At 38.5% G+C, this 24,003-nt stretch carries 23 protein-coding genes and 5 pseudogenes; 18 read left to right on the top strand and 10 right to left on the bottom strand.

Going from position 1 to position 24,003, the window contains the following annotated elements:
* Positions 1-969 precede the first annotated feature (969 nt).
* From folD to F6K27_RS01325, 3 genes are all read left to right on the top strand, one after another.
* Complete coding sequence (gene folD / locus F6K27_RS01335) at positions 970-1,833, top strand: bifunctional methylenetetrahydrofolate dehydrogenase/methenyltetrahydrofolate cyclohydrolase FolD (protein ID WP_124143843.1); 864 nt, start codon at positions 970-972, stop codon at positions 1,831-1,833.
* Between the two features lie 775 nt (positions 1,834-2,608).
* Positions 2,609-3,550 (top strand): geranylgeranyl diphosphate synthase CrtE, encoded by a 942-nt coding sequence (gene crtE, locus F6K27_RS01330; RefSeq protein WP_240038834.1) that lies wholly within the window; start codon positions 2,609-2,611, stop codon positions 3,548-3,550.
* Positions 3,551-3,559: 9 nt separating this feature from the next.
* On the top strand, positions 3,560-4,015 hold the full coding sequence (locus F6K27_RS01325) for a divergent PAP2 family protein (protein WP_124143844.1): 456 nt from the start codon (positions 3,560-3,562) through the stop codon (positions 4,013-4,015).
* On the opposite strand, the gene F6K27_RS01320 is transcribed toward F6K27_RS01325, so the two are convergent.
* From F6K27_RS01320 to F6K27_RS01310, 3 genes are all read right to left on the bottom strand, one after another.
* Positions 4,005-4,628, bottom strand: a complete 624-nt coding sequence (locus F6K27_RS01320) for a hypothetical protein (protein ID WP_287276911.1) — start codon at positions 4,626-4,628, stop codon at positions 4,005-4,007. The two genes, F6K27_RS01325 and F6K27_RS01320, sit on opposite strands and share 11 nt — an antisense overlap.
* A gap of 293 nt (positions 4,629-4,921) precedes the next feature.
* Complete coding sequence (locus F6K27_RS01315) at positions 4,922-5,263, bottom strand: MgPME-cyclase complex family protein (protein ID WP_124143846.1); 342 nt, start codon at positions 5,261-5,263, stop codon at positions 4,922-4,924.
* A gap of 188 nt (positions 5,264-5,451) precedes the next feature.
* Entirely contained in the window at positions 5,452-6,174 is a 723-nt protein-coding gene (locus F6K27_RS01310) for a pyridoxine 5'-phosphate synthase (protein ID WP_287276913.1), read from the bottom strand.
* 716 nt (positions 6,175-6,890) lie between these two features.
* Between F6K27_RS01310 and F6K27_RS01305 the strand changes: the two genes are divergently transcribed.
* The 7 genes and pseudogenes from F6K27_RS01305 to F6K27_RS01275 all read left to right on the top strand — a co-directional run bounded on the left by F6K27_RS01305 (position 6,891) and on the right by F6K27_RS01275 (position 13,501).
* The gene (locus tag F6K27_RS01305; protein ID WP_205127271.1) at positions 6,891-7,217 is read left to right on the top strand and encodes a lysozyme; all 327 of its coding nucleotides are present in this window, start codon (positions 6,891-6,893) and stop codon (positions 7,215-7,217) included.
* 35 nt (positions 7,218-7,252) lie between these two features.
* Positions 7,253-7,543 carry a hypothetical protein gene (locus F6K27_RS01300; RefSeq protein ID WP_205127272.1) on the top strand — a complete coding sequence of 97 codons (291 nt, stop codon included), beginning with the start codon at positions 7,253-7,255 and terminating at the stop codon, positions 7,541-7,543.
* A 305-nt stretch (positions 7,544-7,848) separates the two neighbouring features.
* Positions 7,849-9,558, top strand: coding sequence for an urease subunit alpha (ureC, locus tag F6K27_RS01295; RefSeq protein WP_287276915.1), 1,710 nt, complete (start codon positions 7,849-7,851; stop codon positions 9,556-9,558).
* Positions 9,559-10,131: 573 nt separating this feature from the next.
* Positions 10,132-10,872, top strand: a complete 741-nt coding sequence (locus F6K27_RS01290) for an IS5 family transposase (protein WP_375339644.1) — start codon at positions 10,132-10,134, stop codon at positions 10,870-10,872.
* Positions 10,873-10,913: 41 nt separating this feature from the next.
* A pseudogene (locus F6K27_RS01285) lies at positions 10,914-11,944 on the top strand (IS5 family transposase).
* Positions 11,945-11,974: 30 nt separating this feature from the next.
* Positions 11,975-12,193 carry a hypothetical protein gene (locus F6K27_RS01280; RefSeq protein ID WP_287276917.1) on the top strand — a complete coding sequence of 73 codons (219 nt, stop codon included), beginning with the start codon at positions 11,975-11,977 and terminating at the stop codon, positions 12,191-12,193.
* Positions 12,194-12,589: 396 nt separating this feature from the next.
* Positions 12,590-13,501, top strand: a complete 912-nt coding sequence (locus tag F6K27_RS01275) for a spondin domain-containing protein (RefSeq protein ID WP_287276919.1) — start codon at positions 12,590-12,592, stop codon at positions 13,499-13,501.
* Positions 13,502-13,571: 70 nt separating this feature from the next.
* On the opposite strand, the gene F6K27_RS01270 is transcribed toward F6K27_RS01275, so the two are convergent.
* Positions 13,572-13,715, bottom strand: coding sequence for a hypothetical protein (locus F6K27_RS01270; RefSeq protein WP_192901066.1), 144 nt, complete (start codon positions 13,713-13,715; stop codon positions 13,572-13,574).
* Positions 13,716-13,786: 71 nt separating this feature from the next.
* Here F6K27_RS01270 and F6K27_RS01265 point away from each other — a divergent pair.
* Positions 13,787-14,143 (top strand): annotated as a pseudogene (locus tag F6K27_RS01265) (hypothetical protein); the annotation flags it as partial.
* A gap of 37 nt (positions 14,144-14,180) precedes the next feature.
* On the opposite strand, the gene F6K27_RS01260 reads toward F6K27_RS01265, so the two are convergent.
* Both F6K27_RS01260 and F6K27_RS01255 read right to left on the bottom strand, forming a co-directional pair.
* On the bottom strand, positions 14,181-14,855 hold the full coding sequence (locus tag F6K27_RS01260; RefSeq protein ID WP_287276921.1) for a DUF1295 domain-containing protein: 675 nt from the start codon (positions 14,853-14,855) through the stop codon (positions 14,181-14,183).
* Positions 14,856-15,042: 187 nt separating this feature from the next.
* Positions 15,043-16,443 (bottom strand): serine/threonine-protein kinase, encoded by a 1,401-nt coding sequence (locus F6K27_RS01255; protein ID WP_287276923.1) that lies wholly within the window; start codon positions 16,441-16,443, stop codon positions 15,043-15,045.
* Positions 16,444-16,553: 110 nt separating this feature from the next.
* On the opposite strand from F6K27_RS01255, the gene F6K27_RS01250 reads away from it, so the two are divergent.
* Positions 16,554-16,727, top strand: coding sequence for a hypothetical protein (locus F6K27_RS01250; RefSeq protein WP_161564384.1), 174 nt, complete (start codon positions 16,554-16,556; stop codon positions 16,725-16,727).
* A 456-nt stretch (positions 16,728-17,183) separates the two neighbouring features.
* On the opposite strand, the gene F6K27_RS01245 is transcribed toward F6K27_RS01250, so the two are convergent.
* The 3 genes from F6K27_RS01245 to F6K27_RS01235 all read right to left on the bottom strand — a co-directional run bounded on the left by F6K27_RS01245 (position 17,184) and on the right by F6K27_RS01235 (position 18,236).
* Positions 17,184-17,378 carry a hypothetical protein gene (locus F6K27_RS01245; protein WP_287276925.1) on the bottom strand — a complete coding sequence of 65 codons (195 nt, stop codon included), beginning with the start codon at positions 17,376-17,378 and terminating at the stop codon, positions 17,184-17,186.
* Between the two features lie 437 nt (positions 17,379-17,815).
* On the bottom strand, positions 17,816-17,986 hold the full coding sequence (locus F6K27_RS01240) for a hypothetical protein (RefSeq protein WP_161564385.1): 171 nt from the start codon (positions 17,984-17,986) through the stop codon (positions 17,816-17,818).
* An 82-nt stretch (positions 17,987-18,068) separates the two neighbouring features.
* Positions 18,069-18,236 carry a hypothetical protein gene (locus F6K27_RS01235; RefSeq protein WP_353735910.1) on the bottom strand — a complete coding sequence of 56 codons (168 nt, stop codon included), beginning with the start codon at positions 18,234-18,236 and terminating at the stop codon, positions 18,069-18,071.
* Between the two features lie 1,352 nt (positions 18,237-19,588).
* On the opposite strand from F6K27_RS01235, the gene psbE reads away from it, so the two are divergent.
* The 6 genes and pseudogenes from psbE to F6K27_RS01205 all read left to right on the top strand — a co-directional run bounded on the left by psbE (position 19,589) and on the right by F6K27_RS01205 (position 23,684).
* The gene (gene psbE / locus F6K27_RS01230) at positions 19,589-19,873 is read left to right on the top strand and encodes a cytochrome b559 subunit alpha (RefSeq protein WP_287276927.1); all 285 of its coding nucleotides are present in this window, start codon (positions 19,589-19,591) and stop codon (positions 19,871-19,873) included.
* Between the two features lie 22 nt (positions 19,874-19,895).
* Positions 19,896-20,039, top strand: a pseudogene (gene psbF / locus F6K27_RS01225) (cytochrome b559 subunit beta); the annotation flags it as partial.
* Positions 20,022-20,189: a photosystem II protein Y gene (locus F6K27_RS01220; RefSeq protein WP_287276973.1), complete on the top strand. Its 168-nt coding sequence runs from the start codon at positions 20,022-20,024 to the stop codon at positions 20,187-20,189. The pseudogene psbF and the gene F6K27_RS01220, both read left to right, overlap by 18 nt.
* Positions 20,190-20,718: 529 nt before the next feature.
* On the top strand, positions 20,719-21,192 hold the full coding sequence (locus tag F6K27_RS01215; RefSeq protein ID WP_124143852.1) for a hypothetical protein: 474 nt from the start codon (positions 20,719-20,721) through the stop codon (positions 21,190-21,192).
* A 29-nt stretch (positions 21,193-21,221) separates the two neighbouring features.
* Positions 21,222-21,965: a tetratricopeptide repeat protein gene (locus F6K27_RS01210; RefSeq protein ID WP_124143853.1), complete on the top strand. Its 744-nt coding sequence runs from the start codon at positions 21,222-21,224 to the stop codon at positions 21,963-21,965.
* A gap of 380 nt (positions 21,966-22,345) precedes the next feature.
* Positions 22,346-23,684 (top strand): annotated as a pseudogene (locus F6K27_RS01205) (IS701 family transposase).
* Positions 23,685-23,700: 16 nt separating this feature from the next.
* Here F6K27_RS01205 and F6K27_RS01200 read toward each other — a convergent pair.
* Positions 23,701-23,889, bottom strand: a pseudogene (locus tag F6K27_RS01200) (IS1634 family transposase); the annotation flags it as partial.
* Between the last annotated feature and the right edge of the window lie 114 nt (positions 23,890-24,003).

Raw genomic sequence — 24,003 nt, 5'->3', positions numbered from 1 at the left:
GGCGAAATATTTTTGGAAGGGGGCTCAAATTCCCGTTACAAAAATAACTTATGACTCCTGACTTCTGACTTCTGACTTCCTTAATGGCTTCCCTGGTTCTCATCAAAACTTTTTTTCCTTATTTAAACTATTGTTTTATAATTATTACTAAAAAAAATAAAATTTATTTCCATCACTTTCATCATACTTAAAATTTAGAGTTATAGCAGAAGAAAGAAAGAAGAAGTAAGAATAAGAAATCTGGCGTTGTCTGAGTTTTCAGCTTTAGTTCTATCCTAACCTTTGCTTTGACTGCTATAATTTTTTTTAATATCGCCGAAAAATTAAGCTTTAAAGCCTCTACCCATCAAAGATAAAAAAGAAAAAAACATCTTTTTTGAAGGAGAAGTAATTTCAGTTATCAGTGATCAGTTATCAGTTATCAGTTAGCCTCCTCCGGAGGAACTGCACCCTTCAGCAATAAAGAGGCTTGATATAAGGAATAGTCTCTTTTTTTTATCCCTTTAAAAAGAGAGGCGCATACCCACAATTTTTCGGTAATTGTTAATTATTAATTGTTGAATTCTTTCATCCTGACTAAAGAAATAAGGTATCAAACCTGTCCTTTCAAGAAGATAAAAAAAGAAAATTCAGTATTTCAAGCCTCAAGCTTAAACCTGAGATACTGATAACTGTTAAATTTTAACTGAAATTACCCTAGATTCCACTAAAATATTAGTCTTCAAATAAAAATACTTTATAGTTCCATAATACCAATAAAATATTTAACTCTATATTGAATTTTTTAGCGCCCAAAATTCAACAATATTTTTATTTACTTAAAACATCACAAAATCTACTTTTAGATACTAATAACCATACTATTATTTTTATGTTGACAAGAAAATATACTTTAAAAATCAAAAATAAAAATAAAGAAATCTATTCCGATACAGAAATTTAAAAGCAAAGCTCAAACAAGAAATAAAAATGGTAAAAAAATTAGACGGTAAAGCACTGGCCAAAAAAATCAAAGCAGAACTCCAACAAAAAGTTCAGACCTTGCAAAGCAAAATTGGTCGTCCTCCAGGGTTAGCAGTATTAATGGTAGGAGACAACCCCGCCAGTGCAGTATATGTCCGCAACAAAGAAAAAGCCTGTAGTCAAGTAGGGATATCCTCCTTTGGCAAACATTTTCCGGCCCAAACATCTCAAGCTGAATTAACACAAGTTATTCAACAATTAAACCAAAATCCAGAAGTAGACGGTATTCTCGTCCAACTACCTCTACCAGAACACTTAGACTCTACCTCTTTACTCTACCAAACAGACCCCAGTAAAGACGTAGATGGACTTCATCCCATGAATTTAGGTCAACTGCTTCGAGGTGAAAAAGGTTTACGCAGTTGTACTCCTGCGGGAGTGATGCGCTTGTTGCAAGAATACAAAATAGAATTACAGGGAAAACAAGCAGTGATATTAGGACGTAGTATTTTAGTCGGCAAACCAATGGCATTAATGTTATTAGAAGCTAATAGTACAGTAACTATTGCCCATTCTCGGTCTCAGAATTTGGAGGCCATAACCAGAAATGCAGATATTCTGATAGCAGCAGTTGGTAGGCCAGAAATGATTACGGCGGAGATGGTCAAACCAGGAGCAACAGTAATAGATGTAGGAATTAATCGAGTCACAGATGAGGCAGGTAATAGTCGGTTAGTAGGAGATGTTCAATTTGACTCCGTAGCGGAGGTAGCAGAATTTATTACTCCCGTGCCTGGTGGAGTAGGCCCGATGACTGTAGCAATATTATTACAAAATACAGTAGAACGCTGGAGTAGTTTACTCGAGTAGGGGAGTAAGGGAGTGGGGGAGTAGAGGAGTGGGGAGTAGAGGAGTAGAGGAGTAGAGGAGCAGGGGAGTAGTAAACATAAGAATAATATACATTCACTGGCGAATAATCGCTCTTAACGCTATTGAATCCTGCTATTTATAGCATTCACCACTATAGTTAGGACATCGGGTAATTAGGGTTTGCTGAAAAAGTCTTATGGGTGAGGGGAGGAGACAACCCACCCCTCGCCCCTCCCCCGACCGTGGAGGGGAAGACAGGAGACAACCCACCCCTCGCCCCTCCCCCGACCGTGGAGGGGAGAAATGGGAATGAGCGAGGAGGTAGGAGCTAAGTTTTGTCCCTTAATTTTTCTGCCCAACTCTTGCACAAAATGCTAGTTTTTTGAGCTTTCTTGAGCGAAAACAGGCGCACTTTTTTCAAGCAAAAACAGCTAAAACCTTTATATATCAATGCTTTTATCTTTGAACGGTAAGCCCTAATTATCAAACACCAACCAGGCAGTTACTATAGAATTTGTCATATAGTTGGGAGAGTAGGGGAGTGTGGATAGAACTATCAACATATACTGTATAACCGGATTCTGTATAACACCCACCTACTGGAGTGGTACACCTAAAACTTTGCAATAGATTTTTGTTTCTAGGTATCTTTATCCCCCCATCTTCCCATCTCCCCATCTCCCCATCTTAGCTGTGTCAGTCTACTACTACCTAAAACCTTCTTCAAATAAATTTTCAGGATTTCCACCAATAAAGTGTATAATCTATGGTGCTAATGCCAAATAGTGGCCATAATATTAATCCCATGCTCCCTCAATTTCAAATAGATACAACTTTTGACTTATCTACCTATCTAGCAAAGCGAAAAGCTCTGGTTGAAAAAGCTCTGGACAATTCTATTACCGTAGTCTATCCAGACAAAATTTATGAGGCAATGCGCTATTCCCTATTAGCAGGTGGTAAGCGGTTACGTCCAATTCTTTGTTTGGCTAGTTGTGAGTTATCAGGCGGAAATATAGAGATGGCAATGCCCACTGCCTGTGCATTAGAAATGATCCATACTATGTCATTGATCCACGATGACTTACCCGCAATGGATAACGACGACTATCGCCGAGGTAAATTAACAAATCATAAAGTTTATGGTGAGGATATTGCTATTCTGGCAGGGGATGGTCTGTTAAGTTACGCTTTTGAGTTTGTAGCTACTCAAACTAAGAACGTCCTACCCCAGCAAGTGCTACAAGTAATAGCTCGTCTCGGAAAAGCTGTGGGAGCAGCAGGGTTAGTCGGAGGCCAAGTAGTAGATTTGGCTTCAGAGGGACTTTCAGAGGTATCTGAAGAAACACTACATTTTATCCACACTCACAAAACAGGTGCTCTTTTAGAAGCTTGCGTAGTCTGTGGAGCAATACTTGCCAATGCTTCCCAAGCTAATCTACAAAGACTTTCCCGTTATGCTCAAAATATTGGTCTAGCTTTTCAAATAGTTGATGATATTCTCGATATTACTGCCACGACAGAAGAGCTAGGGAAAACCGCCAGGAAGGATATTGAGGCTCAAAAAGCTACCTATCCTGCTATTTGGGGATTAGAAGAATCTAGGTGTCAAGCTCAAAGACTAATTGAGAATGCCAAGGCAGAGTTAGAAGTTTTTGGAGAAAAGGCCATGCCATTAATAGCCTTAGCAGATTTTATTGTCAGTCGCAGTAACTAGGAGTACAATATGCAAAATATTGGCGAAATCATGGATAACCATGTTCTATGGGTTGCTCTCCTAGCTTGTGGAATAGCCCAAGTCGTCAAGGTAGTGGTGGAGTTAGTTCAAAATGGTAAGATTAATTTACAGGCTTTAGTCACAGCAGGAGGAATGCCCAGCTCTCATTCTGCATTTGTAGCTGCACTGGCAGTAGGAGTGGGTCAAGCCAAAGGTTGGGGGAGTCCAGAGTTTGCACTGGCTTTAGTTTTTGCCATCATAGTCATGTATGATGCAGCAGGAGTTCGTCAAGCCGCCGGACTACAAGCACGAATTCTCAATCAAATTATCGATGAATTTTTCCAAGAAGACCACCATCTCAGTCAAGACCGTCTCAAAGAGTTATTAGGCCATACTCCCGTACAGGTAATAGCAGGTTTTGTTCTAGGAGTAGCTGTATCTTGGATTGCTAGTTTTAGTTATTGATTGATTTAATTCTAGGGCTAATTAATGTTACCCGACTACTATCCACAACAAAAGCTAAAAATCCGCGATCGCTTAAGTTGAACAAACTGTTTGTAGCAGCTCTCCTATTCTTAGTATATGTAACCAATAAGAAAGGTTTTTGTCCATAGGCAACTAAACCTACATTACGCCCTAAACTTCTTTCTAACTGTAGAGCAATTTCTGGTTGATTATTATAATCGACTAAAACTGCAAAACCCGTACCCAGGGGTTGAGGATTAAATCCTATTTCTGGAGGCGCTGGCAATGAAGTATCTGATGGAGTTGTTTCTTCACTAGGTCTCACCACATAAGCAGACAACCCTACAATGTCCTGAATATAACGCGCCCAATCACTAGCCACATCTTTGTCATCAAAACCTCGGATACTACTAACAGTCTGGTCGATGTAGCGACAGACTTCGATGATAATATCTGGCGGTAAACTCCGTCTAACTATATCTTGAGCTGCTGATGTCTCTGTAATTATTACCAGTAAGTATTCGTCATTAGCAGGGGGTTGACAAGTTTCTACACCAAAAGCATAGTTAGTATCAATTGTCAAGGATGACAAAAATAAAAAAGCTGAGGCCATAAAAGTTTTCAAGCCCCCCAAGCAGAATTTATTGAGTTGCATTTGAGTCTGATTCATGGCCAACAACAAATTAGGGAGTAGGGAATAGTAAAGACGTTGGATGCAATGTCCCTACAGAGGAGGGAATAATTTGATATATTCTCAAGATAGATGAAGATCATTTTTATATAATCCGGTTATATCGTATGTGTTGATAATTCTATAATTACTTCAATATTCAACCTCCCCGACTCCCCGACTCCCCGACTCCCCGACTCCCCGACTCCCCGACTCCCCGACTCCTAACTCTCTCTTCAAGAATCTTTCACAGAAGCATCCTCAACAGAAGCTAAAGGTTCTGGGATAGAATCTGAAGGTGCTTGAAATTCACCTGTAATTACAGATTCCAAACGTAACTTTAACCAAGTAATAAATTTAGGGTTAGTAGAAATAATCGCTGCAGCAGGTTGAGGACATTTAGCCTTAATATTAGCCATTTCTGGAGCTTCTAAAAAAACAGGTTGAGGAACCAACCAAAAATCTATTTCTTTTTCCTTTTCGTGATAATCTCTGGTGCGTTCTCTAAAAACCTCTTCCAGGGGTTCTTCCTCTAGTAAAAATTTTTTACTAGCTAAAACATAATAATAGGTTTGCATTTCAATCAATAAACAAAAATTAGTAATTACCGAATAATTAATAATTAAATAATTAAACAATTCAGCTTACTCTGCCTCCCCTTTCAAGGGGGAAAAAATAAACTTTTTCCTTATTGGTCAATCTTCTGACTTTTAAGGAGAGGTAATTATCCATTATCCATTATCCATTATCCATTATCCATTATCCATTAATGGTTTTCATTAATGGCTTGTTTCATCTCGCGGACAGCTCGCTCCATACCCACAAGTACCGCCCTAGAAATTATTGTATGACCAATGTTGAGTTCTTCCATACCTTCTAGACAAGCAACTGGATAAACATTCCCATAAGTGAGGCCATGTCCAGCATTAACTCGGAGTCCAGCAGCGATCGCTATTTTGCAGCCATCTGCCAAAATCGTCAATTCTTGATGGCGAGTGGCCTCATCAGTAGCTTCTGCATAACATCCTGTGTGGAGTTCTATAAACTTAGCCTGAATTTCTGCGGAAGCTTCAATCTGGGCTTTTTCTGCATCAATAAACATACTGACAGGAATATTTGCTCCTTGCAACTGAGCTACTACCTCTCTCATACGAGGGATATTACTAGCAACATCCAAACCACCTTCAGTTGTTACTTCTTCGCGACGTTCTGGTACAAGAGTAATATAATCAGGCTTAATATCCAGAGCGATCGCCACCATTTCTGTAGTAGGTGCCATCTCCAAATTCAAATGAGTCCGCACCGTTTGTCGCAGAATATGGACATCTCGTTCCTGAATATGGCGACGGTCTTCCCGCAGATGAACAGTAATACCATCAGCACCAGAAAGTTCAGCTAAAATTGCTGCTGCTACTGGATCTGGTTCTACAGTTCGTCGCGCTTGTCTAATTGTGGCAACGTGGTCAATGTTGACACCTAGAGTGGGCAATTTTTGATTCTCCTGATTATGTAAGTCAATTTGCCATATTAGTTTAGTTGGAAATGTTCACTTGAGCAACTGTTTCTCAGGAATCTTGCTGTCCAGGCACTTAAAAATTTTACATAGGTAAGTCAATTCATTACCTCCGGCAATAGGGATGCGAGAAGATACAGATTTTTTTTTCTCTTGGTTGATTGGATATGGCGAGGTTTCCTCGCCATCCCACCCTACGGGAAGCTACGCTAACGACCGCTTTTTATCCTTTTCAAAGAGGAGGCTTAAGACCTTATTTTTTTGGTCAAACTAATATATAAATAAAATAATTGTGATGAGGCTTAAATTTTTCTCCCACTTCACACCTATATCTTAGTTTTATATTGATTTATGCCTACTTATTAGAATCCCTGTAAATTTAATTCACAGAGCAGTCAATGATTAGTATTTAAATCAACTATAGACTAAAAAATGTGATTGATGTTTGCATATCAGTTAATTTATGGCTAGCTAAATCAATTTAAACATTGATGAAAATTTAGATTTTTTATGACTATATAAATCAAGATTCAAAAACTGTAAATTGAAAGCTTATATTCTATAGAAACTAATATATTAGTTTGGAATCAATGTATTAGTTATAAACTCAATAATTTGGTACTTAATTAAAATTGCAAACAGCTATAACTAACATAAAATATGACTGTTTAGTTGTAAATTGGAGCTGTAGCATGGAAATATTACAAAATAGTCTAAACTTAGTCAAAAAATGGGAAGGACTTTTTCTGAATGCTGATCTAGACCCAGTAGGAATACCAACCATTGGGTATGGAACCATTCGTTACCCCAATGGAAAAAAAGTTCAGCTAGGAGAAAGAATTACAGAAAGAAATGCAGAATTCTATTTAAAGTATGAATGCGACAAAGCAGCAGAAGTAGTTTTGAGGCTGGTTCAAGTTCCTCTGAATCAAAATCAGTTTGATGCTCTTGTATGCTTCTGTTATAACGTTGGAACTGGTGCTTTTGAAAGTAGTACCATGTTAAGAAAGCTCAACTAAGGAGACTATCAAGGAGCAGCAAATAAATTTCCACGTTGGGTAAATGGAGCAGTAAATGGTACGTTAACGATATTATCTGGGCTGATGGGAGAGATAATTATTATGGTAATATTTTTCAGAGTGGTATAGGTCCAGTAACTGTTCCGTTAGATTATTTAGAACCTGGTACTACAGAAAGAAGTGCAATCGAAATTCATATTGACTGGAATCGCAATTATGGCTCGCCTGGCACTGTGGGTTGTATCGCGACCTACAATATAGATGACTATAAAAGTTTCATTACTTGGCTCAGGGACACAGACCCTCGCGGTCTTTATGTTGACTGAAAATTAGGGACTTGCCCTAAACCTTAGATTAAATAAGCAATCAGCAATCAGCACTCAGCACTCAGCAGTAAATGTTTAGAAGGAGATTTCAACCCTTCCTCAACCTTCCGGTTTATAGAAACCGGGGATTTAAACCCAGAGCTGCTAAAAACGGAAATGCTAATAGCTAATAGCTAGTTAATTTTCCTTTTCTCAATTTTCTGTATTTTCAACAGGCATCATCTACCTACACTCATAGATTAGTTATTTCTACGGAGAACAACTAATCTATGAGTGTAGGTTGTTCAATTTAGTAAAGAATAAATATGGCTTATAGAATCAACCGTCGTGCCTATGCTGAAACTTATGGGCCAACAATAGGCGATCGCGTCCGTTTAGCTGACACAGAATTATTTATAGAAGTCGAGCAAGACTATACCACCTACGGCGATGAAGTAAAATTTGGTGGAGGCAAAGTCATCCGTGACGGTATGGGGCAATCTCCCATTGCCAATGCTGACGGCGCAGTGGATCTAGTTATTACCAACGCTCTCATTCTCGACTGGTGGGGTATTGTCAAAGCAGACATCGGCATCAAAGATGGTAAAATCTGCAAAATTGGTAAAGCAGGCAACCCCTACATCCAAGATAATGTAGATATTATCATCGGTCCGGGAACTGAAGCTGTAGCGGGTGAAGGCATGATTTTAACAGCAGGTGGCATTGATGCTCACATTCATTTTATTTGTCCTCAACAAATCGAAACAGCGATCGCTTCTGGTATCACAACTATGTTAGGTGGAGGAACAGGTCCTGCCACAGGTACTAATGCGACTACCTGTACTCCCGGTCCTTGGAATATTCACCGAATGTTGCAAGCTGCTGAAGCTTTCCCGGTAAATTTAGGTTTCATGGGCAAAGGTAACAGCAGTCAACCCCAAGCTCTAGTCGAACAAGTATTAGCAGGGGCGATGGGATTAAAATTACATGAAGATTGGGGAACTACCCCGGCGGCGATCGACACCTGCTTAAATGTTGCGGACGAGTACGATGTGCAAGTTGCTATCCACACCGATACTCTCAATGAAGCAGGGTTTGTAGAAACCACCATAAAGGCTTTTAAAAACCGGACAATTCATACTTATCACACTGAAGGTGCGGGAGGCGGTCACGCTCCAGATATTATCAAAGTCTGCGGTCAAGCAAATGTTTTACCTTCTTCTACTAACCCCACTCGTCCTTATACTCTCAATACTTTGGAAGAACATTTGGATATGTTGATGGTGTGTCATCATCTAGACCGAAATATTCCAGAGGATGTGGCTTTTGCAGAGTCTCGCATTCGTCGAGAAACTATTGCTGCTGAGGATATACTGCACGATCTGGGAGCGTTTAGTATGATTGCTTCTGATTCTCAGGCCATGGGACGTGTGGGAGAGGTTATTATTAGAACTTGGCAAACAGCTCACAAAATGAAAATTCAGCGCGGACCTTTGAATGGAGAGTCTGGGGAAAATGATAATTTGCGTGCTAAACGTTATGTGGCAAAATACACGATTAATCCGGCGATCGCTCATGGTATTGCTGAGTATGTGGGTTCGGTGGAATTGGGAAAGTTGGCAGATTTATGTTTGTGGCGACCTGCTATGTTTGGGGTGAAACCGGAAATTGTGATTAAGGGAGGAGCTATTGCTTATGCTCAGATGGGAGATGCGAATGCAAGTATTCCTACTCCACAACCTGTGGTTATGCAGCCAATGTTTGCTAGTTTTGGGGGAGCGATCGCTGCTACTTCTTTGACTTTTGTTTCTCAAGCTGCTCTGGAAACTGATATTGTGGCTCAACTACAGTTGAGAAAGTCAGCAGTTGCAGTGGTAAATACTCGGCAAATTAGCAAACAAGAGATGAAATTAAATGATGCTTTGCCAGAAATAGAAGTTGACCCGGAAACTTATGAAGTTAGAGCTGATGGGGAGTTGTTGACTTGTGAACCTGCAACAGTTTTACCCATGGCACAGCGATATTTTCTGTTTTAGGAGGTTCGCTCAAAAAGGCTGTTATATCAAATCCGGTTGAATACTTATTATCAGGACTTATATCATGTCCGGATAATTAGTGATAAAAAAACTTTCTCTTTTTCTTCCTCTTCCTCTTCCTTCTTCTTTGTTCCCTCCTAACTCCTGTACGTCGCCAATCCGACAGCTCCCCTACCTGACTCCTGACTCCTGAGGACTCCGTCATTTATTTATAAGTATTCAACCGGACATAATATTACGCAAAGACACTATATATAGCGTATGCTAAATGATCGCGATCGCTTACAAAATTATAGCGATCGCCCAGCTTTGCTGATTCTATTCCTATTCATAAAAACTTAAACGACTATCATTTTAATTGTAGTATATTTGAGTTCAGATACTAGATATTTAGGCGTTGCTGAAGTGCGTGTATGATATTAATCCTAATTATTTAGGAGTCAACCCACCCGCGCGCCCCTCCCAGGAGGGGAAGTCAGTCAGACCGAGTCAGGAGGGAAGAAAGAATAAGAAACCCCCAGTAGAAGGGGCTTTGTTGCACAAAGAGAGCTTAGAGGGTAAAAATAACAGTGCGTGGCACAACAAACCTATATCAACGTAGACATGAGTAAGTCCCAATCTAAGTCTAAGTCTAGGTCCAAGTCTAAGTACCGAGTCAGTAACTGGTCTGAGTATGATGCTTCCTTAAAGCAAAGAGGGAGTCTGACATTTTGGCTCACTGACGAGGTAATAGAGCAGTGGGTCAACCACAAGAAGACCGGACGTAGGGGAGCATCGAAAACCTATAGTGATGTGGCTATTGAATTAATGGTGGCTCTCAGCAGCTTATTTGGATTAGCAGGACGACAGACAGAGGGATTTGTGGAATCTATATTTGACTTGATGGGACTAGATTTACCAGTACCAGACCATAGCACTGTATGCCGTAGGGTCAGAAAACTAAATATTGCAATACCAGTGATGCCAAGGACAGAAGGGATTCACTTGGTGGTAGATTCTACAGGAGTCAAAGTATATGGAGAAGGGGAATGGAAAACTAGGATTCATGGTGTAGGTAAACGCAGAACATGGCGTAAACTGCACCTAGGTGTGAATGAGGCCACAGGGGAGATTGTCACGGCAGTGGTCACAACTAATAACCTTAGTGACGACCAAGTATTTGATGAGCTATTAGATGGGGTAGAAGGTGAAATTACCCAAGTATCAGGTGATGGAGCTTATGATCAGCAAAAGTGTTATGAAAAAGCCAGTCAGCTAGGGGCAAAAACGACAATTCCACCGGGCTTTGTTGCACAAAGCAAGGAAAGAGGGTAAAAATAACAGTGGGTAGCACAAAATCCTGCATTAACCTAGATATGAGTAAGTCCAAGTCTAAGTCTAAGTCTAAGTCCAAATCTAAGTCCAAGTCTAAGTCCAAGTCCAAGTACCGGGTTAGCAACTGGTCTGAATATGATGCCTCCTTAAAGCAGAGAGGGAGTCTGACATTTTGGCTAAGTTATGAAGTGATAAAACAGTGGGTAAACCAATATAAAACTGTCAGGGAGCATCGAATACCTATAGCGATGTAGCTATTGAACTAATGGTCACTCTCAGTAGTTTGTTTGGATTACCAGGGCGACAGACAGAGGGATTTGTAGAATCTATATTTGATTTAATGGGATTAGATTTACCTGTACCAGACCATAGCACTGTATGCCGTAGGGTCAGAAAACTAAATATTGCGATACCAGTGAGACCAAGAACAGAAGGGATGCATTTGGTAGTTGATTCTACAGGAGTCAAAGTCTACGGTGAAGGGGAATGGAAAACCAGGATTCATGGTGTAGGTCAACCTAGGACATGGGCTCATTTACATCTAGGTGTGAATGAGGCGACCGGAGAGATTGTCACAGCAGTTGTCACAACCAATGATGTGAGTGACAACCAAGTATTTTCTGACCTATTAGATGGAGTAGAAGGTGAAATAGCCCAAGTTTCAGGTATGGGGCTGATGACAAATACAAGTGCTATGAGACAGCTCACCAACGAGGGATAAAAACGACCATTCCACCGCGTAAAAATGCTGTGATTAGGCAGCATGGCAACTGTAAAGCCCTACCTGCTCCCAGAGATGAGAACCTCAGACGAATTCGTAAAATAGGACGCCAGAAATGGAAGCATGAAAGTGGATACCATAGACGCTCTCTATCTGTTTGCGTTTGCGTAGCATCCCGTAGGAAAGCATTCCGTAGGAAAACCACTATGTTTAGGCTCAAAGTTTTATTTTGTGGGAAGTTACGAAGACGATCATTTGATAATCAAGCAGTGGAGTTATTCATTCAATGCGCTAGCCAGCAACCGCATGATACAGAATGGTAAACCCGAAAGTTATCAAGTACACATCTAGAACTGCATCTCCCCAGGGAGTTATCTGCGATTGCAACATTCATGCAACAAAGCCGTCACTAAGCGTAAAGTGGCTGGTGGTTCTCGCTTTTTGCCTGGGTTTCGTCGTTCGGCAACATTGTTGAGCGTCATACAGTCTTGTCGCGCTCAGGGTCGCTCTGTTCTTGATTTATTGAGGCGATCACTTTCTTTGGCAATGCGATCGCGTTCTCACGAATTATCTCTCATTCCTATTCCTATCTCTGAGTAATTGGGATAATTTTGTCAACCCCTACACCTGAATGCTTACCACTAACCTATCTATTTTTTGGAATTATAATGAGAGGATAAAAAAAATAATACTTTATATAATCTATACATATTAATTTTTTAAAGATGAGTAAAACTCGTTGTAATCACAGAGAAAATATAAAAAACTAGAGTTTTATGAAGATTCAGTAAAGATTTTAAATGTGGGGTTGCTTTGGCTAATGAAACATATGAAACATATTAAGAATTTATTAACAGGGGTGACCTTCTTAAAAGTTTAATTGTATTATAAGCAGCGGAGAACTGAGAAAAACTTTATAAATCTCTCAGAGAATTCTCAGATAGTCTCATTAGACTGATGACGAGATAATTGATTAGATTGTGAATTAATTCTGCCATGACCAACTTATTCAAAAATAGTAAAGCATTATTAACACTTGTAAGCGTTAGTTCTGTTATCACTACAGCATCTGTTGCGCAAGCATTAACCTTAAAAGTAGAAGTAGAAAATCTCGGTCCCGATGGTGGTGTGGCCTTGACCCCTGTTTGGGTGGGATTTCATGACGGTAGCTTTGATAGTTATAACGGGGGACTTCCCTCCGAGAAAGGGTTAGAGAGGATTGCTGAGGATGGCAATACTATGCCCATCTCCATAGACTTTCTCGCCAATAAAACCTATGTTCAAGGTGGTATGAGTGGAGTGTTCGACTCAACTCAAGTGGGAACCCGTGTTGATGGTGCCATTGGTGGTGGTCCTATCACCGCAGAAACTATGGCTATGAGTACATTTGACGTAACCCCCGATGAATCTAATCGATGGTTCTCTTATGTATCGATGGTTCTTCCTTCTAATGATTATTATGTTGCCAATGGTAATCCCTTTGCTTGGGATTTAATGGATTTATTTACAGGAAATCAAAGCCAAATTTCCTTTAACATTGGACTCCCCGGAACCGTTAATGATGCTGGAACAGAAGTCAATAATTTTTCTACTTCTGCCGGTAACGGTTTGTTTCCAGAATTACCTGCCGGACAAGGGGGACCAAATCAGGGGGCTGATGAAAATGGAGTTAATGCCAATGTTGCCGATCCTTATGCTAATTTCCTCAATAGACCAGCTAATTTTGATACGGCTTTTGCTGACCTCGATTTCAATGATACAACTCTTTATCCCAATGGGATTGCTAGTATCACCATTAGTGTGGAGTCTCAATCCGTTCCCGAATCATCTACCACTGTGGGCTTAATGGCCATGGTCGGATTATTCGTCTTTGGTGGTTTACGTCGTCGCAATCATCACTTTAACTAATTTTTCTCGACACATAACATATCTTTATCGTATCCACTCAATATGATGGGGTAGGCAATTATGATAGCTGCTAAGACCAACCAAGAGAATTAACAGAAGAGCGATCATAAATAATAGTTGCCAGAGAGGGAATATTCCCTCTCCTCAAAATGCGATCGCGTACATATTCAAAAAAGCTCAATCCCAGTTTACGAGTCGTAGTAACAAGGGACATAAAAGTATCCCAAGCTCTCGTCCCTTCAATCGTCTGAGTTCCATAACTGATATTGCGTCTCCTCACCATAGTCGGCAAAAACGACAATTCCACCGCGAAAAAATGCGGTGATTTGGCAACATGGCAACTGTAAAGGGACTCCCCATCCCAGAGATGAAAACTTGAGGTGCATTCGCATCTGTGGCCGCAAGAAATGGAAGCGTGAAAGTGGCTACCATCGACGTTCCCTATCTGTTTGCATTTGCGTAGCATCCCGTAGGGAAGCATTCCGTAGGAAAACTACTATGTTTAGGCTCAAAGTGATATTTGGAGGACAATTGCGACGACGAAAATTTGATAGTCAGGCAGTAGAGTTATTCATACAATGTGCCATGCCCAAGCGTATGATTCAAACTGGCAAACCCAAAAGCTACAAAGTTGAGAGCTAGTTAACTTCCACTAAGGGAGTTTCTACGAACGCTACTTTCATGCAACAAAGCCATTTTTTTCTGCAAATTTTTTGGCTTCCGAAGTCAGAGAATTTTTGCCAAACAGTTGAGGAATAATTAACCCAGAACTAGCTTGATATTCTGCAAATTCTGGATAGCGAGATAGAGACTTATCTTTTTTCAACCAGTTGGGAATCCATACCCCTGCTGCGAAAGCTCCTATAATTAAATAAGGCAACCAATGCTGTGCTAACATTGCAAAAGAAAGATAGATAAATGCTTCTCCTAAATAGTTAGTATTTCGACAGCGAGCAAAGAATCCTTCTGTAATTAATCCTGACTTATATTTAAGCGTATAATATTTTTGAGAATCGCTACTGTAATGGAGGAAAACTCCAAAAATATTCAGAGAAATTGCAGCAGCTACTAAAGGTATTGGAGGTTCAGTTCCACTACTAATTAAAATATAGGGAGCTATCCAATATAAGCAGACTATTCCAAAAATTATAATACCTTGTAGAAAAGGAACTTCTTGTTCCCATTGCTTATCTGGATAAATACGGTCTTTCAGTAACCATAAAATTCCATAAGTACCATGTAGGGATAGATATACCCACGCAACTAAAGAAAAATTTTGATAGGCTATCATCAGCGTCAATATAAATATAAAAGTTGTCGCTTTAGATAGATTAATTGGATGTTTTACTTTCATAATTAGTGCTATTTGTCTTTTTCAAAAACTGCTTATAGCTTATATAGGAATAGAGAGGTAGGACACCGACATAGAGTGATGACGATCCGAATTAGGGGAAATGTTTTTCCCACTATTCCCTATTCCCTACTATATAATACATAGGATTAATTTAAAAGTCAAATTATATTAGAGAAAACCCACCTTTCTAACCAGCAATAAAAGCAGCAATAACAAACAGAAATAAAATCACTAAAATCCCAATAATTACGACACTTGAAATTAATAATAAAGAGATAATCGACCATATTCTCTGATGCTTTCTAAATTCAGCAACATTTTTCCATTTCCGGCTTTTCCAAGCCCACTCATTTCCTTTAAGACCTAAAATTATTCCTGTCAGCAACCATCCCATACCTAAGGTAACAAAACTTAAATCAATCCAGGCAATTAATCCTATCCAAACATGATTAGTTAAACACCAAAAACCAGGCAATAAAAATGCCCCCCAATTCCAACCAATAATTTCTGCTGGTACGTCATTTGAACTATGAATAATATTTCCGAGTTTTGGAATAGAAGCTATGGCTGTTTTTGTCTCTATTTTTTGATTCTTTGACTCAGTTTTACTGATTTGAGTTAGTGCAATAATTTCCGGTTCTTGAGGTTGTAGCTGTACTAATATTTCCTCCGCTGACTGGAAGCGATCGCCAGGAATAAAAGCCAACATTCTATTTAAAATACCATCAAACTTCGGACTTAATTTTAGTTCTTTACTCCATTGCCACTGCATTGTTTTTGTATTAATTAACTCTGAGGGAAGTTTACCAGTCATTAATACTAAACAAGTCACTCCTAAAGCATACAAATCACTATGTGGAGCAACTATTCCTAACCGCATTTGTTCGTCAGGAGCATAACCAATTTTACCTAATTTAGTGCCAGAATAAACAACATTTTCGGAACTATCAGCTTTGTGAGAAACTTCGGCAGCAATTTGTTTTACTCCACCCAAATCAATTAAAATTGGTAACCCATCTTCTGCCCGACAAATAATATTATCAGGAGCAATATCTCGATGAATAATTCCTCGACTATGTAGATAATTTAAAACTGGTAAGATTTGACGAATAAAGTCAATTATTTCAACTTCGCTAAAAAATTTACCTTGTCGCCGACGTTGACTAAGCAGAGATTCATAAGTTTGCCCTTCAATAAAATCTTGCACCAAAAACAAACATTTATTTTCCCGAATAAATTCCCAAAAACGGGGGATTTGAGGATGATTAATTTGATGTAATATCATTGCTTCTCGGTGAAAAAGTTCCTCCGCTTTTTGTATAAATTCAGTGCCTTGGTTTCCTGGTGTTAATTGTTTTAAAACTACTGCTTGCTTAAATCTACCTGTGTCTTCTGCTAAGTAAGTTTTGCCAAATCCACCTTGACCTATTTGACGAATAATTATGTAGCGGTTTCTTAATTTACTTCCTGGTTTTAATTCCGTAGATGCTGTTTGAAAGGGTTTTATTTCCTCTAGAAAAGCACCACAGTTAGAGCAAAAGCGAGAGGCAATAGTATTGTTATGTCCACAGTTTGTACAAGTAGTCATATTTATTAACTCGAAGGAATAAGGAAGAAGGGTAACTAATAATCCCAATATTAACTTTATGCTTGGCCAACATCTGAATACAAGCATGGTTTATGAGATATTGATATCCCTTGGTATGGCAATGGGTAATTACCAATATTATAGCTTTGCCTATAGGTTTATCTATTTTGGGGGTCGTTACTTTTGCTGCATTTGTGATTATTTTTGAAGTGCCTTTACAAGAAAATGACTGGCCTCCATACCCATTACCATTAGGTTATTTCTTGAAAATTTTGATAACTTGAGTAATTTTAACTGCTTTACAATGGTTTTTGCTACGACAAAAAATTACTTATGCTTCGTGGTGGGCAACATTCAAAAATTAATAATTAACAGTTAATAATTAATAATTACCTCTCCTTGAAAAGAAGATGATTGACGCAGTAGGGAAAATTTTTTCTTCTCTTGATTCGATTGGATATGGCTCCGAGACCCGCTCTTGACAGAGCCGCTCCGAAGATCGCCATCCCACCCTACGGGAAGCTACGCTAACGACCGTGATTGGATATGGTGAGGGGACCTCGCCATCCCTCAACCGCTTTTTTCCCCTTAAAAGGGGAGGCTTTAAACCATAATTATTTAATTATTAATTATTAATTATTCGGTAAATAATACAGTTCAGTTAATAGCATTATTTCTGTTTTTGGGAAGTAAATTTAATTATCCGGATTTTATATTAAACTTTAATTATTCGGTAAATATTAAGCTAAATTCCGCCACCTATTATTTTCAATACTAGGGGAAGTTGGATTCTCCTTACTTTTATTCATTAAATCTTCTAAATCTGGAGGAAGAAATCCTCCGACCACACTTTCTAGTTCATATTCTTGTAATGCCACTAAACCATTCTCTACTTGATTAATTTTTTGATTTTTCTTGGCTTTAATTTTCTTCATACTTAATATTTATCTCTTTGTATTGAGGAATTTAGACTCAGTAGAGAAGCTGAGTGGTCATACCAGATTCGGTTATCAAAGATACTTTATGAGGATGCAAGATTCAACCTTTTCTCATCTACCCTAAACTTTCTCTCTGTAAAAGTTAGTATGTAAGCATTCAGCGGTCAGCCATCAGCTATTAGCTATTGCTTTTAGTTTAGGATCAAAGCTTTATTCATTGTCTTACTACAAAAGTTGCCTTCCTTATCCTTAAAGTCTATATTAATTTAAACACTGTCCTATATGAGAGAGTCTTGTTGCTGAAGTCCGCAGTTCCTCCGGAGGAGGCTAGCTGACAGCTAATAGCTGAATGCTTACGTTAGTATAATGTAGGGATGTTCTATGAAATATCCCTGCTCACTACCTAATACTTAATACTTGACTTAAGCTTTTACTTAACACTTAAAAGAATTATTTGTTTCATTACTTTTGTTTAGTGCTTGTTCTAAAATTTGTGACCGGATAAAAGTACGTTGTTGATACAGTGCATAGAGTAATAATTCTTGCTGTTTAATCTGCTCTTGTGTTTTTTGATAAAGTATCTTCCAATCATGTTCTGCTGACATAATAAAGACTCCTTTAGATATCAAATATGAAGTTTAATTTAAAGATAGAGCTTAAAAAATGAAAGAAGAAAAAATTTTATTTTTAGTAAATCCCCTTGTTTTTTATTAATTTTTGAACAGGGGAAAATAGAGTAACTTCATGCCCACAGCAAACTAATTCATCTGTCAAGGAAGCTACTATTAATTCAATGCCACTATAGCCAACGGGAAAAATTTTTTCCCATAAAGGAGTAACTTGAGAAATCCGCATATAAAAATCTCCTAAGTCCTGAGATGAAAATTTTTAGAAGTAATATTTTTGCTACACAGTTTTACTCAGCTATAAGCTGTAAATTTTGATAACAAAATATTAATTAAAGTTTTTGGTTATTGCCAAGGTCGATATAGCCGTTCAAAAGGTAGGGATATCTACACTTTGGTATAATACCTCAGAACTTTAGAACTTTATTCTCATTAGTTAAGCGGACATAATATATAGCGTTTCTCAAATTAGTGAGATACAGTTATCTTTTTATCTTTTTATTCCCTGTTCCCTCAAACCTAAAATTTTGTACCTCACCAGTATAGGAATTGCTATAAAACTTTAAATTAATACTTAATTTAAAGTTCTACTTCACACTTATAATCATTTTTTTTTCCATAATTTTCCATAACTCTGCTTGTACCTTTTCAACTACTTCTTGCTACTCCCTTGACTGAGATTGACGGAATAATTTCATTGTGGGATACCAAGAGATATTTTCTACTTCTTGTAACCAACGCCAATCAGCATTCGTACATACCAAAATAATCTGCTGACATTACTGTTCTAAAATTATAGTAATCAGGAAGCAGACATTCCTCTATATTTCTACTCCCTGCTCCCTTTTTATTCAAATTTATAGCAATGAGCGCTGGTATATTTACAAATTGCAGGAGGGGCTAAATAGCTAAAAGTTTTATATTATTCCTTCGGAATGCTGCGCAAACGGCAATTTATTCCCCCAGATGAGCTGTTGCCTCTCTTGGTGCGCATTCCCTCTCTTGGTCAGCATTCCGCAAGCGAGCTGGCGTCGTCGCGGGGTCTGACCGCAAGCGAGCTGGCATCGTCGCGGGGTCGCACCGCTGTTGCCTGTTGCCTGCGCACAGCGCTATATTGTCCTAACCAAAGAAAGTACTGCCATATATGTCTTGTTCTGATGAATGAGTGACTTGTGTTACATTTTGTACTTCAAGATGTGGATTAAAATTATTGCCCTCGAAGCAAGAACTCCACATTTACCTAAAAATTGTTAAGAAATATTTCTAATAACTTTACTGTTATGGCACTCTGGATTGGGCAGAAAATATAATAAAAATACTCTGAAAATCTTTTATAGCAAAGTTTTACAAACTTGTTTAAAAGCTAAGTCAATAATCAAAAAAAAATTTTATCTCCAAACTTATTGATAATAATTATTATTTAATCTATAGTATATCTATTACAAAATTTGTAACTCTGATATTCCATATCTAGGCTGGCAATTTGATAAGAAGTTAGAACGTTCTATCGAAAATACAAAATTTTCCAAATAATTGTTCCAGCAGGTTTTCAAGTCAATTTTAAAAAGCAGGAGAAGATTTATGGCAGGTTCAACTGGAGAGCGTCCTTTAGGAGATATTGTAACCGATCCACAGTTTTGGTTACTGCACATTGTGAATTTTCCAGCAATTTTCTTGTCTGGCTGGTTATTTGTGGGAACAGGGCTTGCCTATGATGTATTTGGTACTCCCCGTCCGAATGAGTATTACCTCATGACGGGTCAGGAGAATTTGCCAATTATTGAAAATCGGCTTGAGGCAAAAAAGCAACTCGATCAGTATTTTTTGCAACAACAAGTTGATGAGCAAGCCCCAGCACTGAAGTAAATTAATTTGAGGATTTAATCTTATGACAACTAACGTTCCGATTCAACCCAATAAACCAGCAGTAAACTACCCGATATACACAGTTCGATGGCTAGCAATTCATGCCTTAGGTATTCCGACTGTCTGGTTTCTAGGAGCTATTGCTTCTATGCAGTTTATTACTCGCGATGACTGGTTGCCTATCCAGATTGAAGTTTTTGGGCTTGATTCCCGTTTATCACTGGTGTTGCTTCCAATTATCATTTCGATTATTTGGAATGTAATCAACTTTGGTAAGCCAACACTTCAAGAGTTGCAGAGCTTCTTTACTCGTTAACCAATTAGCGATCGGGTTGGGTTAAGGTCATTTCATTATCCATTAATGAATAATTAATAATGGATAATTACCTCTGGTTAAAACTGTTACGGAATTAAATATAGGGAAATCAGATTTCTTCTCTTGGTCGATTGGATATGGTTAGGAAACCCATCCATCCCTAGACCGCTTTTTTCTTCTTAAAAGGAGAAGCTTTAAACCTCTGGGGATTAATTATCAATTGGTAACTTGTGCCTCCTGAAAGATAACTTAATATCCGAAGTTTCGGTAAATATTTGGTTTGATGGGTTCAGCCTAACCTTTAGAATCTATCTTTGTCAGCAGGGGAACGATCGTTGAATTCGTCAAACCTAGTTTTGTCGAGGAAACACTTGAGGAAATTGAAATAATGAGTTGTGGAGACTTTTAAAGTATGTTTAGTCGATGCTTTAGGAGATTGCTTGCGATTGCCATTTCTTTAGTATTGTGTCTGACACTGGATATTACATCTGCATCTGCAAAAACCCTGTCATTTAAAACAGAAGGGAATATGAAGCGAGACGGCCTCCTAACAGGTCAACTTATATTCAGTGATACAGCTTTACAGGAAGCATTGCGTGAGATGTCGGATCAGCAAGGGTTAGGAGAGCCTATTCCCTTGAGTAGGATTGAAGGAGCTAAGTTCACATTTAAGTATGTTTCTCCCTATTCTGGAGCTGAACATACTGAGGAAACACTGTGCGATAAGAAAGTTTACGATATCAGTGAATTTCAAGATATACCTTTGACTGGGGGAGGTGAACCAACGCTAGCGCTGTCTGGAGGTCAGCCAGAATTTGTTGATTTTAGTTCGTGCATTGAAAAGTTGAGTAGTGTTTCATCTAAGATTTCGTCAGTTGATTCCAGAGTTTTTTCTAGCACAGTAGATTCTCTATTTGGTAAGCTGAATGTATATGATAAAGATGAGATGGGTTATGTACTCTATAAAAGGGTTCGACCGATAAAGTTTGTGTTGAAACCTTAGAACCTGTTTGTATTTTTTATGTAATAATTATGGGGTTTCTGATGAGAACTATTGCAGGAACATGGATAGTGCCACTCACAGTAAGTTTATGGTTATTTTTCACTTCACACGTTCAAGCCATCAATGCTCAAGTTATTAATGCTCAAGTCTTTCATCACTTCTTCTCAAATGACTTAAATTCAGAGGTAGTTATTTCTCGCCTATCTGAAGAAAATTTGTCTCAATTAAAAGAGTCATTTATAGAAGATCGGTTTGATTTTGTTAATACTCTAAGAAGCGATTGTTTGGAATCATCCGATCTGACAGAAATTGAAGACAATTATTGTGCAGTGATTGCCCATTCATTTGATTTTGTGGCTTGGAATAATTTAGGGCAAAAATTGTTTGTTCGAGGACGTGATAAGGCAGCTCTTATGGCTTACGATCATTCACTGTTAATTAATCCAGAATATTCCCTTGGATTAGCTAATCGGTGTGGTGTATTAAGTCGTTTAGGGGAATATAATCAAGCTCTTGTCTCTTGTGAATTAGCCCTTAAGGGGGATGGTCGTTGGGGAATACGAGGAGCTGCTTTAGCTTGGAATAACAAAGGAGACGTTTTATTTAACCTGAAACGTTATCAGGAATCGTTAAGTTCGTTTGATCGCGCGTTGGCAATTAGTCATAATTATGCAGGTGCCCAACGGAATCGAGCAGTTGTTTTACACCAGTTACAAAAAATTACTCAAGAACAAGGAGAGGATAATGATATTCGATTTTCTGAATCTGTTTGATGTGCGCTGGCTATTAGTTTTTTCACCCATTACAAGTGCTATCGCTTGGGGGATGATCGTCTATACCGAATTTGACCCCTGGAACCCTTGGCAGTTCTAAGCTGGAGTTTAGACCAGGGTAAACGCATCTTATTTTGAAGTTCTGACAGAGTCAAAAATGTCAGACTTCTCAGTATTTATATTTAGGGCTTGCTGATTAAATCTAAAACCCACATTCCCCACGACAAAATGTAGTACATAAAGAGAGGGAAACTTGAGTAAGTATTTAGACTTATAGTATAGGGTAAGAAGCCGGGACTTTAGTGAAAAAAAGGTAAAAAAAAGGTGATAATATATACCTGACAAGTCTTTTACGTTAATTACTCCCTGGGGAAAGTCCAATGAAAGAAACAACTTCAGTGGCCATGCCCTCTTGTTTCCATGGATGGTGCGTTCGCGGTAGCGTTGCGTAAGCAAATCACTTTAACAATGTATTTAAGACAAAAGCTCAAAAAACAGGGTTTAGAAACTATATAGGAGGATTATTAGGAGAAAGCCAGAGAAAAAACTTGTCTCAGATATCAAACAACACGATAGGTCTGTCATACCACAAATTACGACATTTCCTAGTTCGAGCCAACTGGTCAGTAGATGCTGGTATGGGAGCGTCGTCTTCAAGTGATGTGGGAATGTCGCCAAACAAAACCTTCTCGTTCATTTGCTTTAATTATAGACGATTCAGGCCACAGAAAAAGCGCACCGCCTGCGCCGAGGAAACCTCGGCGTAAAGACGGAGCAAGAAGTGGTAATTTAACTGCAGGAGTAGGGCGACAATATATAGGAGAAATAGGAAAAACAGATAATAGTATAGTCGTGGTGACAACTCATCTTTATGATGGAGTTAAAAGTCTACCTTTAGACATAGCTTTGTATCAGAAAGCTGATTCTTTTCCAAAGGGAAAAAAGACCCAGAATTTGTCAAGAAACCAGACTTAGCAATGTCTCTAGTAGATCAATTTTTGTCTAGAGGAAACAAACCAGAAATTGTGTTAATTGATGGAGGCTATTATAACAATACATCATTCTTAAATCAACTAGAGAAAAGAAATTTAACTTATATAGGAGGATTAGCTAAAAATAGAAAAGTAATCATCAAAAAACAGGATAACATTAAAGAAGAAATTAGATTAGACAAGCTAGCATAAAGTATACCTCAAAAAGCTTTTCACTTAGTTCAACTAAGTACAAATCATACTACAGAAGTTTTGGTGGCCACATTAAAAGTAGAACTGTCTCGGATGTCAGGTCAAAAAACTATAGCTATCGTTATGAATGTCAAAAGTTTTTCTGATGCCACTAATATTAACTATTATATTACTAATATAGAACACAAATGTGTAACTTCAGATTGGATATTTTCTACTTACTCTCAGAGAAATTGGGTGGAAGTTTTCGTGATTAGAAGCCAAAGGATGGCTAGGGCTAAGAGAATATCAAGTCAGAGATCAAAGAAGCTTGAAAAGGCATTTTACTTTAGTATTTTGTGCTTATACATTTATTATCTGGCATCAGTTAACAGGAGGCATAAGAAGGCGTTGAGCTAACAAAACTTTAGAGACTTTTACTGATACTTTAGAAGCATTTCATACAGCGATATCTTACCGTTTTATCAAGTGGTTAGATGAAAACATCGACGTATTTACCGCTCATAAAGAGAGGTTGGGGTTTGTTTGGGTTTGAAATTTGCTAAAGTCCCGCTATCTGCCACCATTAAACTGTCAAAATTTAACTGATTTTTAAACTCTTTCATGGCTAGTACAAACTGTTTTTGGTCAGATTCATTTCCCGACCCAATTCTCATCCACAATGGTACATCTCCATCGTTTGCGCAAATTAAATCCATGATAAATTGCTTTAAATCGGGTCGTTTATCTCTTGAATATCCAGGGGTCCTCAGTCCTCACAAGTTTCGGAAATTCAAGAACGAGAATAGGGGAAAAAGGGGATGCAGTCCCGCGATGTCGCACGGCGCACCTAGTAGCGCACCAAGCAGGTAGAA

The sequence above is a fragment of the Okeania sp. SIO2F5 genome (assembly GCF_010692685.1).
Taxonomy (GTDB): Bacteria; Cyanobacteriota; Cyanobacteriia; order Cyanobacteriales; family Microcoleaceae; genus Okeania; species Okeania hirsuta.
This window is presented reverse-complemented; position numbering and strand designations above follow the sequence as displayed.